This window comes from Stenotrophomonas sp. 86156_Sma, from assembly GCF_056481625.1.
The window spans coordinates 5,000,001-5,012,609 of record NZ_CM151157.1 but is presented as its reverse complement, the minus strand read 5'-3'; the positions used below and the strand labels follow the sequence as shown (position 1 = coordinate 5,012,609).

Annotated in this window: 10 protein-coding genes (1 of these 10 cut by a window edge); 7 read left to right on the top strand and 3 right to left on the bottom strand. The window is 68.1% G+C overall.

The features are described 5' to 3' along the window. Nucleotides 1-13 precede the first annotated feature (13 nt). Complete coding sequence (locus ACZK33_RS23145; RefSeq protein WP_049446864.1) at nt 14-3,394, top strand: ATP-binding protein; 3,381 nt, start codon at nt 14-16, stop codon at nt 3,392-3,394. A gap of 96 nt (nt 3,395-3,490) precedes the next feature. On the opposite strand, the gene ACZK33_RS23140 is transcribed toward ACZK33_RS23145, so the two are convergent. Next, entirely contained in the window at nt 3,491-4,270 is a 780-nt protein-coding gene (locus ACZK33_RS23140) for a sulfite exporter TauE/SafE family protein (RefSeq protein WP_032130226.1), read from the bottom strand. 102 nt (nt 4,271-4,372) lie between these two features. Between ACZK33_RS23140 and ACZK33_RS23135 the strand changes: the two genes are divergently transcribed. After that, nucleotides 4,373-4,765 (top strand): YchJ family protein, encoded by a 393-nt coding sequence (locus ACZK33_RS23135; RefSeq protein ID WP_049400368.1) that lies wholly within the window; start codon nt 4,373-4,375, stop codon nt 4,763-4,765. Nucleotides 4,766-4,768: 3 nt separating this feature from the next. Here the strand turns inward: ACZK33_RS23135 and ACZK33_RS23130 are convergent, their stop codons facing one another. Then, nucleotides 4,769-6,049 carry a GGDEF domain-containing protein gene (locus tag ACZK33_RS23130; RefSeq protein WP_423175724.1) on the bottom strand — a complete coding sequence of 427 codons (1,281 nt, stop codon included), beginning with the start codon at nt 6,047-6,049 and terminating at the stop codon, nt 4,769-4,771. 150 nt (nt 6,050-6,199) lie between these two features. On the opposite strand from ACZK33_RS23130, the gene egtB reads away from it, so the two are divergent. From egtB to ACZK33_RS23105, 5 genes are all read left to right on the top strand, one after another. Beyond that, nucleotides 6,200-7,471, top strand: coding sequence for an ergothioneine biosynthesis protein EgtB (gene egtB / locus ACZK33_RS23125; protein ID WP_423175722.1), 1,272 nt, complete (start codon nt 6,200-6,202; stop codon nt 7,469-7,471). Beyond that, the gene (gene egtD, locus ACZK33_RS23120; RefSeq protein ID WP_423175721.1) at nt 7,468-8,442 is read left to right on the top strand and encodes an L-histidine N(alpha)-methyltransferase; all 975 of its coding nucleotides are present in this window, start codon (nt 7,468-7,470) and stop codon (nt 8,440-8,442) included. Before egtB ends, egtD begins: the two co-directional genes overlap by 4 nt. Nucleotides 8,443-8,526: 84 nt before the next feature. After that, nucleotides 8,527-9,795 carry a lytic murein transglycosylase gene (locus ACZK33_RS23115; RefSeq protein ID WP_423175719.1) on the top strand — a complete coding sequence of 423 codons (1,269 nt, stop codon included), beginning with the start codon at nt 8,527-8,529 and terminating at the stop codon, nt 9,793-9,795. Between the two features lie 40 nt (nt 9,796-9,835). After that, entirely contained in the window at nt 9,836-10,702 is an 867-nt protein-coding gene (locus ACZK33_RS23110; RefSeq protein ID WP_423175718.1) for a D-hexose-6-phosphate mutarotase, read from the top strand. A gap of 49 nt (nt 10,703-10,751) precedes the next feature. Continuing rightward, entirely contained in the window at nt 10,752-11,525 is a 774-nt protein-coding gene (locus ACZK33_RS23105) for a DUF2628 domain-containing protein (RefSeq protein ID WP_107433758.1), read from the top strand. 6 nt (nt 11,526-11,531) lie between these two features. Here ACZK33_RS23105 and ACZK33_RS23100 read toward each other — a convergent pair whose 3' ends face one another. Beyond that, nucleotides 11,532-12,609, bottom strand: the 3' portion of a protein-coding gene (locus tag ACZK33_RS23100; protein ID WP_134951627.1) for a benzoate/H(+) symporter BenE family transporter. 110 nt of this gene lie beyond the right edge of the window; 1,078 of the gene's 1,188 nt are visible here — the last part of the coding sequence; the start codon falls outside the window, past its right edge; it ends in the stop codon at nt 11,532-11,534.

Below are 12,609 nucleotides of genomic sequence, written 5' to 3'. Positions count from 1 at the left end.
ACCCGATCATCGCATGGCTATCTCCAAGCACACTCCCGCACTGTTCAACGAAGGCCTGCCGGACCCGCGCCTGCAGCAGTTCCGCATGCGCCGCCTGCAGGTGCACAACTGGGGCACCTTCAACGGCCTGACCGAAGTGCCGATCGCCGAGCGCGGCTTCCTGTTCGTCGGCCGTTCCGGCTCGGGCAAGTCGACCCTGCTCGATGCCATGTCCGCGCTGCTGACGCCGCCGGCCATCGTCGACTTCAACGCCGCCGCGCGTGAAGCCGAGCGCAGCGGCCGCGACCGCAACCTGGTGTCCTACGTGCGTGGCGCGTGGGCTGACCAGCAGGACAGCGGCACCGGCGAAATCGCTACCCAGTACCTGCGCAAGGGCGCGACCTGGACCGCACTGGTGCTGGAGTACCGCGCCGGCGATGGCCGCGTGGTCAGCCTGGTGCGCCTGCTGTGGATCTCCGGCAACGGCACCTCGGCCGGCGACGTGCGCAAGCACTACATGATCGCCGAGCGTCCGTTCGACATCGCCAAGGATCTCGGCGGCTTCGACCTGGACCTGCGCAAGCTCAAGCAGAAGCTGTCCGACCTGCACCACTTCGACACCTTCTCCGGCTACGCCGAGCGCTTCCGCGACCTGCTCGGCATCGACAACGAGATGGCGCTGCGCCTGCTGCACAAGACGCAGTCGGCGAAGAACCTGGGCGACCTCAACGTCTTCCTGCGCGACTTCATGCTCGACACGCCGAAGACCTTCGACGCCGCCGAGCGCCTGGTCAGCGACTTCGCCGAGCTCGATGGTGCGCACCAGGCCGTGGTCACCGCTCGCCGCCAGGTGGAAACCCTGCTGCCGGCACGCGCCTACTACAACGACCTGAAGGAAATGCACCGCCAGCGTGGCGACGACGAAGCCCTGAAGCTCGGCGTCGACAGCTTCCGCGAAAGCCGCCGCCAGGCGCTGATCGAAGCGCGCCTGCGCGAGATGGACGTGCGTGACCGTGGCCTGCTCGGCGAAGAAGCCCAGCGCCGTGCCGCACTCGACAACCACACCGAGCGCCTGGCCGAACTGGAACTGCAGCGCCGCCAGCAGGGCGGTGAACGCATCGAGGAACTGGAACGCGAGCAGGGCCGCGCCGAAGCCGAGCGCGACCGGCGCAAGGCCAAGCGTGACCAGGCCCAAGAAGCGGCGCAGCAGCTGCAGGCCGAACTGCCCGACGATGCCCATGGCTTCGCCGAGCTGGTCGAGCGTGCGCAGAACGAACTGCAGGACCGCCAGCGTGCCTCGGCGGCACTGGACGATGCGATCAGCGATCGCCTCGGCGGCAAGCGCGATGACGAGCGCCGCTTCGGTGAAGTGCGCAGCGAACTCGAAGCGATGCAGCGCACCCCCTCCAACATCCCGGCGCCGATGCAGAAGCTGCGCGCACGCCTGGCCGAGGAAACCGGCATCGCCGAAGCGGCGCTGCCGTTCGTCGGCGAGCTGATCCAGGTCCGCTCGGAAGAGCAGGGCTGGCAGGGCGCCATCGAGCGCGTGCTGGGCGGCTTCGCGCTGTCGCTGCTGGTCGATGACAAGCACTACAACGACGTTGCCGAGTGGGTGAACCGTACCCATCTGGGCATGCGCTTCACCTACTACCGCGTACGCCGCAACGATGATGCGTTCGCGCGTGAGCCGTCGGCGAAGTCGCTGCTGCACAAGCTGGAACTGCGCGAGCATGTGTTCGAAAGCTGGCTGCGGCGCGAGCTCGGCAAGCGCTTCGACTACGAGTGCGTGGATGCCAAGCAGCTGCGCAACGTCGACCGCGGCATCACCCGCGAAGGCCAGGTCAAGCATCCGGGCGACCGTTTCGAGAAGGACGACCGCAGTGCGGTGGGCGACCGCCGCCGCTGGATCCTCGGCTTCAACAACCACGACAAGGTGGGCGCCTTCGAGCGCGAGGCGCAGGAACTGGCCAAGCGCATCGCCAGCTGCGAGACCGACATCGCACGCTTGCGCGGCCAGCGCGACCGCGACAACGAGCGCCGCCTGGCCTGCCACGAACTGGTCAGCATCAGCTGGAACGAGATCGACATCGCCGCTCCGCAGCAGCGCCTGAGCGACATCGAGGCCACCCTGCGCGACCTGCGCGAAGGCAATGCCGATCTGGCCAAGCTGGCCAAGCAGATCGACGCCGTGCGCGCCGACATCGAGCAGTCCCGCCGCACCTATGAGGACGTCCGCGTCGAGCGCGGCCAGCTGGTCAAGGAGCGCGATCGCCTCGACCGCGCCCGCCAGCAGAGCCGTGCGCTGGTGCTGCCGAGCCTGGCCCAGGAGCAGGAAGCCGGCCTCGCCGAGCGCCTGCAGGAGCAGGGCCCGCTCAGCCTGGAAACGCTGGAAGCGCACATGCGCCAGGTCAGCAACGCGCTGAACGAGCAGCTGTCGTCCTCGCAGCAGGACCTCAACCGCATCGAGAACCAGCTGATCGGCTGCTTCCGTCGCTTCATCCAGCAGTGGCCGGAGGAATCGGGCGACTTCACCGTATCGGTGGCCTCGGCCGAAGACTTCCTCGCCCGCCTCGAACGCCTGGAGCGCGACGGCCTGCCGCAGCACGAAGAGCGCTTCTTCGATCTGCTGCAGAACCAGAGCAAGAACAACCTGCTGGCCCTGCAGCGCCACAGTGCAGAGGCCCGCAAGTCGATCGGCCAGCGCCTGGACGAAGTGAACGCCAGCCTGGAGCAGGTGCCGTTCAACCGTGGCACGCTGCTGACCATCGAACTGAGCGACCGCCGCCTGCCGGAAGTCGGCGAGTTCCACCTGCAGCTGCGCGAGGTGCTGTCGCAGCAGCAGACCGAGCAGCGCGAGCTGGCCGAATCGCAGTTCACCGTGCTGCGCCAGCTGGTCAACCGCCTGGGTTCGCAGGAAGGCGAGGACAAGCGTTGGCGCGAGCTGGTGCTGGACGTGCGCATGCACGTGGAGTTCATCGGCGTCGAGCTGGATGCGGAAACGCGCCAGCAGGTCGAGATCTACCGCAGCGGTGCCGGCAAGTCCGGTGGCCAGCGCCAGAAACTGGCCACCACCTGCCTGGCTGCGGCACTGCGCTACCAGCTCGGCGGCGCCGACAGCCAGCTGCCCAGCTACGCCGCGGTCGTGCTTGACGAAGCCTTCGACAAGGCCGACAACGAGTTCACCGCACTGGCGATGAACATCTTCGACAACTTCGGCTTCCAGATGGTGGTGGCCACCCCGCTGAAGTCGGTGATGACGCTGGAGCCGTTCATCGGTGGCGCCTGCTTCGTCGAAATCAGCGGCCGCCACGACTCCGGCGTGCTGCTGATCGAGTACGACGAAGAAGGCAAGCGCCTGAAGCTGCCCGAGCGCAGCCGCCAGCAGGCCAACGAACCGGAAGAAGCGGAGGCCTGACCCGGCCGATTGAATGGGAATGCCGGCCAGCGGCCGGCACTACCCATGGGCGGGGTTCATGACCCGGTAGTGCCGGCCGCTGGCCGGCAACCGCACTCACGCTCCGCGCAACGTATCCCACGCCATCCGCGCGATCAGCACCACCACCAGCCCCACGAACAGCTTGCGGATGAACGGCGTGCCGCCCTTCAGCGCCAACCGCGTGCCCACCACCGATCCGATGATGTTGGCCGCCGCCATCGGCAGTGCGAACAACCACAGGATGTTGCCGGTCGGCACGAAGAACGAGATCGCCGCAACATTCGTCGCCAGGTTCACCACCTTCGATGCCGCCGATGCGCGCAGGAAATCCAGGCCGAAGAAGCGCACGAACAGGAAGATCAGGAAGCTGCCGGTGCCCGGCCCGAAGAAGCCATCGTAGAAGCCGATCGCTGCACCGATCGCCAGCGCGATCACCAGCTCGCGGCGGCCGATCTCCTGCGGCCGGTGCAGCGCACCGAAGTCCTTTTTCCACAACGTGTAGGCCAGCATGGCGATCAGCAGCACCAGCACCAGCGGGCGCACCGCGTCCTTGGGCAGCAGGCTCACCGCAGTGGCCCCGGCGAAGGAGAAGATGAAGGCGGTGCCGGCCGCGAACAGCACCGGCTTCCACGGGAAGCGCACGTTGCGCGCATAGCGCCAGGCAGCCGCACCGGTACCGAACATCGAACTGAACTTGTTGGTACCGAACAGCATCGCCGGCGTCTGCTGCGGCAGCACCGTGAACAGGCCGGGCAGCTGAACCAGGCCACCGCCACCCACGGCGGCATCCACAAGACCGGCGATGAAGGCGATCACCACCAGCCACCACAACTCAGGGGGAACCAGTTCCAGCACGGCGATCAATCAAGGTGGGGGCGCGACAGCATACGCCTGTCCTGCTTCAGCTGGCCCGTGCCGCGCGTGGATCAATCCCTGCAACCCGGCGACAATGCCGGCATGAGCCGAAAACCCGCCGATCCCTGTCCCTGTGGCCTTCCCGCCGACTATGCCGCCTGCTGCGGCCGTTTCCACGCCGGTGAAGCCGCGCCCGATGCCGAGCGCCTGATGCGTTCGCGATACAGCGCCTACGTGCGCGGTCTGGCTGATTACCTGCGCCAGAGCTGGCATCCGGACACGCGTCCGGCCGAGTTGACGCTGGATGATGCACCCGGCCAGCGTACCCATTGGCTGGGCCTGACCGTGCACGAGCACACCGTCACCGGTGCTGACAGCGCCGATGTCCGCTTCACCGCGCGCTATCGCGTCGGCGGCGGCAGTGCGGTCAAGATGACCGAGCACAGCCGCTTCCAGCGCATCGACGGCCGCTGGTACTACTTCGACGCGGCCTGAGCCCTACGCGCTGCGCGCAGCCAGCACGCGCTGGCCGCCGTGCGCGCGCACCTGGTTGCGGCCGCCGTCCTTGGCCACATACAGGGCCTGGTCGGCGGCCTTGACCACTGCCATCGGGCGCGGATCCACATGGCTGTCGGCCAGGCCGATGCTCACTGTCACCTGTACCACCTGGCCGCTGCCACCGCGTCCGCGCTGCTGGCGGCCGGCTTCGTCATCGCGGCTGCGGGTGCTGCGGTCGCGCAGCTGCATGCGGGTCTCCTCGATGCTCTGCCGCAGCGCCTCCACGGCATCCATGCAGGCCGCCGCAGGGCGGTCCAGGAACACCACCGCGAACTCCTCACCGCCATAGCGGAATGCACGGCCACCGTCGCCCACCCGCGCCAGCCGCGAGGCCACCAGGCGCAGTACATCGTCTCCGGTGTCGTGGCCATGGGTGTCGTTGAATGACTTGAAGTGGTCCACGTCCACCATCGCGATGCTGTAGATGCCGCGTGCCCGCTGCAGGGTCTCGTTGAATGCCCGTCGCCCCGGCAGGCCGGTCAACTCATCGCGGAAGGCCATGTGGAAGGACTCCTGCAGCATCGCGCCCAGCATCAGCAGCAGGGCGGCGCTGCTCAGCGCCGGCAGCAGCACCGGCTGCAGGAAGATCCGCGGCAGCATCCACCACAGGCACAGCAGGGCCAGCAGCATCGCCGTGTGCAGTGGCCGAGGATGCCGCCACGCCTGCCAGCCCAACGCTGCGGTCGCCAGCAGGAACAGCAGCGCCGGCAGCTGCGCCAGCGCGTTCCAGTCGGCGGGAATCCAGGCCCAGTGACGGTTCGACAGCAGATCGTGCATGCCGCGCGGCTGCTGTGTGGCTAGCAGCAGGAAGATCATCACCGCGGTGCCGCTGGCAATACCGCGCAGCAGCAGGTCCTGGCGCCGCCGTCCGCGCTCCGGCCACAACGCAAGGCCGGCAGACAACAGCGGCAACCAGGCCGAGATGGCGTGGAAGCGCAGCGGTGTCAGCGTGGTGACATGGCCATTGCGCAGGTAGCCAGCGACGTCCTGGTGCAGCAGCGCGAACATCACCGCCACAACCATCAGCAGGCACAACGTGCGCACCTGGTGGTAGAGCAGGGCGAGGCCGGCACCGAGGCAGGCCAGCAGCCAGGGCAGGATGCGCTGCGCCGGGCTGGCCACGTCTGCGGTATCCAATGCGGTCCACACCACCACGGCAACCAGCACGGCAGGCAGCACGAACAGGTAATGCGCAGGCTGGCGGAGCGGATGCAGGGGCAAGCAGGAATTCCAGCGCGGTGACGACGCGGCCGCAGCATTGCCGTTAGCGGCGTTCGTGGTGGCTTCTTGAATGCGGCAGGCTCATCCATGTGAACGAAGTGACGCCGAACCATGACGTCGCACTCACCGCCCAGCGCCGATGCTGCCCACATGGACAGCGTACCCGCCGCCGTCGCTGCCCCGCAGCACGATCTCGCCCGCCAGTTCGCCCATGTACGGACGCGCAGCCTGCAGCTGGCCGCGCCGCTCAGCGCCGAGGACGCCATGCTGCAGAGCATGGCTGACGCCAGCCCGAGCAAATGGCACCTGGCTCACACCACCTGGTTCTTCGAACGCTTCGTGCTGGCGGGTTTCGGCACCGCGCCAGCGCATGACCCGGCCTGGGACTACCTGTTCAACAGTTACTACAAGAGCATCGGTCCGGCGCATGCGCGGCCACAGCGCGGGTTGCTGTCGCGCCCGTCGCTGCAGCAGGTGCGCGACTACCGCCAGCAGGTCGATGCGCAGGTGCAATCGCGGTTGGCGGCGGGCGATCTCGATGAACAGGCACTGCAACATCTGCAGCTGGGCCTGCAGCACGAGCAGCAGCACCAGGAACTGCTGCTCACCGACATCAAGCATGCGTTCTGGTGCAACCCATTGCAGCCCGCCTACCGCGAGGACCTGCAGCCTGCCACCAGCGCTGCCAGTGCGCAGGGCTGGATCGAATCACCCGAGCGCATCGTCACCGTCGGTGCTGCAGCCTGGCCGCAGCAGGCCGCGTTCGCCTACGACAACGAATCGCCAGCGCACCGCGTGCTGCTCCCCGCGCACGCATTGGCCGAGCGTCCCGTCAGCAATGCCGAGTATCGGGCCTTCATCGACGCCGGCGGCTACCGCGAACCGCGCTGGTGGCTCAGCGAAGGCTGGGCGCTGCGCGAAGCCGAGGGCTGGCAGCACCCGCTGTACTGGGATGACGCCTTGCAGCGCGAATACACCCTCGGCGGTTGGCGTGAGCTGGATCCGCACGCGCCGGTCTGCCACCTCAGCTACTACGAGGCTGATGCCTGCGCCCGCTGGGCCGGCGCGCGCCTGCCCAGCGAGTACGAATGGGAAGCCGCCGCTGCGTCGCAGCCGCTGCGCGGACATTTCGCCGATGACGACCGGCTGCACCCGCTGGCAGCGCAGGGCAGTGGAATACGGCAGCTGTTCGGCGATGTCTGGGAGTGGACCCACAGCGCGTATGGCGCCTATCCGGGCTTCCGTCCCTTCGCCGGCAACCTCGGTGAGTACAACGGCAAGTTCATGTGCGGGCAGTGGGTGCTGCGTGGCGGCAGCTGCGCGACACCCCGCGGCCATGTGCGCGCCAGCTACCGCAACTTCTTCATGCCGCCGGCGCGCTGGCAGTTCTCCGGGCTGCGCCTGGCCAGGGACCTCACATGAGCACCGTGCATGACGCGCTGCAGGCATTGACCGATCTCACCCCCGGGCGGCAGCAGATCCTCTCCGACGTAGTGGCCGGACTCTCACGTATGCCGCGCCAGCTGCCGTCCAAGTACTTCTACGATGCGCGTGGCTCGCGCCTGTTCGAGCAGATAACGCAGACCCCCGAGTACTACCCCACGCGCACCGAGCTGGCCCTGCTGAAGCGTGTGCTGCCGGACATCGCCCGCAGCGTTGGCCCGCGTCTGCACGTGGTGGAGCTGGGCAGCGGCAGCGGACGCAAGACCGCGCTGCTGCTGGCCGCACTTCACGACCCGGTGGCCTATACGCCGATTGAAATCTCGCGGGCCGCGCTGCTGTCCAGCATCGATCATCTGGCGCCGGCGTTGCCGGAGGTGGAGATGCTGCCGGTCTGTGCCGACTTCACCCGCCCCGTCGCCGTTCCCATGCCCGAGCGCGAACCCGCGCGACGGCTGCTGTTCTTCCCCGGTTCCACGCTGGGCAACTTTGAAGGCGAAGACGCGGTCGCACTGCTGCGGGCGATGCGCCAGACGATGGGCCGCGACGGCCTGGCCCTGGTCGGCATCGATCTGCACAAGGACCCGGCGCTGATCGAAGCGGCCTACAACGACGCGCAGGGCGTCACCGCCGCGTTCACTCTCAACCTGCTGGCCCGGCTCAATCGCGAGATCGGCAGCGACTTCGACCTCGACGGCTTCCACCACCGTGCCTGCTACAGCACCGCGCGGCTGCGCATCGAAACCGATCTGGTCAGCCGCTGGGCGCAGGATGTGCATCTGGACGGCCGCACCTTCCACTTCGCCGCGGACGAACCGATCCGTGTGGAGTACAGCCACAAGTACACCGACGACAGCTTCGAGGCGCTGCTGCAGCAGGCGGGCCTGCAGGTCACGCAGCGCGGGAATGCCGACAGTCCCGCCTACGGCATGCGCCTGCTGCGTGCCATCTAGGGCGGCCGGCCAGCCGGTACCCCTTCAGGTTCTGCAGCACCGCTACCCCTAAGATGGCCGTGCAACGGCAACACGGAGGACGCCATGCCCATTCTGACCACCCTCGGCCTGGCGGCCGCTCTCGCCTCGCCCCCCGCGCTGCCTGCAGCACCGGATGCCAGCGTCGATCCGGCCTTCAGCCGCTGCCTGACGGGCCTGCAGGCCACGGCCGCCAGCCAGGGCATCAGCGCCGAGCGCTTCAACGAAATCACCGCCGGCCTCACCCCGGACCCCAGCGTGCTCGGCCTGCTCGACGCGCAGCCGGAATTCACCACGCCGATCTGGGACTACCTGGCCGCGCTGGTCGATCGCCAGCGCGTGGCTGATGGTCGCGCCATGCTGCAGCAGCATCGCGACCTGCTCGATCGAGTGTCGGCGCAGTACGGCGTCGATCCGGCCACCATCGTCGCGGTCTGGGGCGTGGAGAGCGACTACGGCCGCGTGTTCGGCAAGCGCCCCCTGCTGCAGTCACTGGCCACGCTGTCCTGCGCCGGCCGTCGCCAACCCTTCTTCCGCGGTGAATTGCTGGCACTGCTCAAGCTGATCGACCGCGGCGACCTGCAGGCACAGGGCCTCACCGGTTCCTGGGCCGGTGCCTTCGGGCATACGCAGTTCATGCCCAGCACCTACGCACGCATCGCCGTGGACGGTGATGGCGATGGCCGCCGCGATCTGGTCGGCAGCATTCCCGATGCGCTGGCCTCCACTGCCAACTACCTCAAGCGTGCCGGCTGGCGCAGTGGCGAGCCGTGGGGCATGGAAGTTCTTGTTCCCGCTGGCTTCAACGCCAGCCAGGCCGGACGTACCCAGCGTCGCGCCCTGGCCGACTGGCGTGCGCAGGGCCTGACCGCGCTTGATGGCAGTGTGCTGGCTCCGGCCAACCTGCCGGCGGATGCGCGCGCCGCCCTGCTGCTGCCGGCAGGGATCAAGGGTCCGGCGCTGCTGGTGTTCCGCAACTATGACGCGATCTACAGCTACAACGCCGCCGAAAGCTATGCGCTGGCGATCGCCACGCTGGCCGACCAGCTGCGTGGCGGCAACGGGCTGGCTACCGCCTGGCCGACGGATGATCCCGGCATCGGCCGCGATGAACGCCGTCAGCTGCAGACCCTGCTGCTGGCGCGTGGCCACGACATCGGTACCGCCGACGGCATGATCGGTACCGCCACCCGTCGCGCGATCCAGTCCGAGCAGCAGCGCCTGGGCTGGGCCAACGCCGATGGGCGTGCCGGCCAACGCATCCTGCGCGCGCTGCAGGAAGAGGCGGCCGCCATCGCACCCGCTGCGCAGAAGGCCTTGCCCCAGGCACGCTGACCGCGACATCATCGCCGCGGTCTTCAAGGAGCGTCATCGCATGCAGTCGGATCCGGACATCAGCAGCGGCCTGTATCACGGGCTGGAGGCCTGGCACGTGCGCACCCCCAGCGCGACGGCGGTCATCAGCGTGTTCGGCGGACAGCTGCTGTCGTTCATTCCCGATGGGCGGCCCGATGTACTGTGGCTTTCGCCCACGCGCGCCGAGCTGCCCACGCCCATCCGCGGTGGCGTCCCGGTGTGCTGGCCGTGGTTCGGCCGCCAGGGCCAGAACAATGATGTGCCCGCGCATGGCCTGGTGCGCACCGCGCGTTGGGAGCTTCTGCAGGCCAGCCAGAGCGATGACGGTGAGGTCGAGTTGCAGTTGGCACCTGCACCCTGCGCCGATCCCGGCCTGCGCCTGCAGATGCAGTTGCGCATCGGCCGCCAGCTGCGTCAGCAGCTCGTCACCGAGAACACCGGAACCTCGCCGGTGACCTTCACCCAGGCCCTGCACAGCTATTTCCGGGTGGGCGATGCCAACCAGGTCGAGGTCGAGGGCCTCGATGGCCTGCAGTACCTGGACAAGTACGAGGACTATGCGCAGCTGCGCCTGCAACAGGGACCGTGGTCATTGCGCGATCCGCGTGACCCCGGTCGCAGCGATCGCATCTATACCGGTGCCGGCGGCCATTACGTGCTGCGTGATCCCGTACTGCAGCGGCGGATCGAGATCCGCAGCGAAGGCAGCCAGACGCTGGTGGCCTGGAATCCCGGTGCGGAGGCGGCAGCGAAAATGGCCGATGTCGGCGATGGCTGGCACGATTACGTTTGCCTGGAAGTGGCCAACGCAGGCCCGGAGCAGATTACGCTTGCGCCGGGTGAGCGCCATCAGCTGGTGCAGACCCTGGCCAGTACCGGGCTGTAGGCGCTGGCAGCGGTTTCAGTTTGTCGATGCAGTAGCAAGGACGGAAAACATGCAGGAAGCACAATGGTGGTACGCCAATGGCAGGCAGAGCAGTGGGCCGGTGGATCTGGCCGGTCTTCGCCAGCTGCAGCGGGAAGGGACGGTCACGGCGCGAACGCTGCTCTGGTGCGAGGGCATGCCCTCGTGGCGGCCGTTGGCGGAGCTGGATCAGGCCTCAACGCAGGTCGAGGTGGCTCCGGTCCTGGATATCGACGCAGCGCCCGCGGCTGAGGGCATCGCGCCGAGTGTCGGCGATCCGTCCGACCCCTATCGTGCGCCGGTCGCTGCACCGGATGTGGCTGCGGCTGCCGGGCTGGAGGGCGAGATGGCCTTGTACGCCAGCGTGGTCGGTGGCAACTTCCCGATCTATCGCCAGCGCTGGCGGCTGGATCAGGGCATCGCCACGGGCAGCGGCACCTGGCACTGGCCGGCATTCCTGCTCGGCCTGATCTGGATGATGTACCGCAAGATGTACCGCCTGGCGGCGATGTGGGCTGGCCTGCTGCTGCTGATCAGTGTGGTGGAGACCTTGCTGGATGTGCCGGATGGCCTGTCACTGGTCATCACCTTCGCGCTCAGCATCACCACCGGCATCTTCGGCAACAGCTGGTACCTGGCACACTGCCAGCGACTGATCGCCCAGGCCCGTGCCGTCACCGGCGGCGATGACGCACGGCTGCGCAGCGAGCTGACCGCGCGCGGCGGCACCAGCGTGGTCGCCACACTGATCGCCATCGTCATCGCGGTGGTGCTGAGCACCGTCGGCGCCGCATTGGCGGGGTAGGGCAGGTCAGCGTCCCTGGCGGGGCCGCAGCACCAGCAGGCACAGCGCACCGGCCACCAGGCCCCAGAACGCCGAGCCGATGCCGGCCAGTGAGACGCCCGAGGCGGTGACCAGGAAGGTGACCAGTGCCGCCTCGCGGTCCCGCTCTACTGCCAGCGCACTGGCCAGGCTGTTGGCGATGGTGCCGAACAGCGCGATCCCGGCCACGCAGGCCACCAGTTCCTTCGGGAAGGCGGCGAACAGTGCCGCCACGGTGGCACCGAACAATCCGATGATGATGTAGAAGGCGCCTGCCGCCATCGCTGCGGTATAGCGTCGTGCCGGGTCCTCATGCGCATCGCGGCCCATGCAGATCGCTGCGGTGATTGCCGCCAGGTTCAGTGCGTATGCACCGAACGGTGCCAGCAGCGTATTGACCACACCGATCCAGCCGATCAGCGGCGACACCGGGGCGTCGTAGCCGGATGCGCGCATCACCGCCACGCCCGGAATGTTCTGCGAGGCCATGGTGACCACGAACAGGGGCAGGGCGATGCCAGCCACTGCAGTCCAGGACAGGGATGGGGTCACCCATTGCGGTACCGCCAGTTGCAGCTGCACCTGCTGTGCGTGCAGCAGGCCACGGCTGGCCGCCACCGCGATGCCGACCAGCAGGGTGGCGATGACCGCATAGCGCGGGAACAGGCGGCGTCCGCCCAGCCAGGTGGCGAACATGGCCAGCGCCAGTACCAGTTGGGTGTTCATGGCCACGAACACGTCCAGGCCGAAGCGCAGCAGCACCCCGGCCAGCATGCCGGCGGCCAGCGCCATCGGCACCCGCTGCATCAACCGGGCGAAGATGCCGGAGAAGCCTGCCAGCATGCCAAGCACCGCAGCGAGCAGGAATGCACCGGTGGCTTCAGCGAGCGAGGCACCGCCTGCACCGACCACCAGCATCGCCGCGCCCGGGGTTGACCACGCGGTCACCACCGGCACGCGATAGCGCAGCGACAGCCCGATGCAGGTGACACCCATGCCCAGTCCCAGTGCCCACATCCATGAGGCGATCTGTGCCTGGTTGGCACCGACGGCTTGTGCAGCCTGG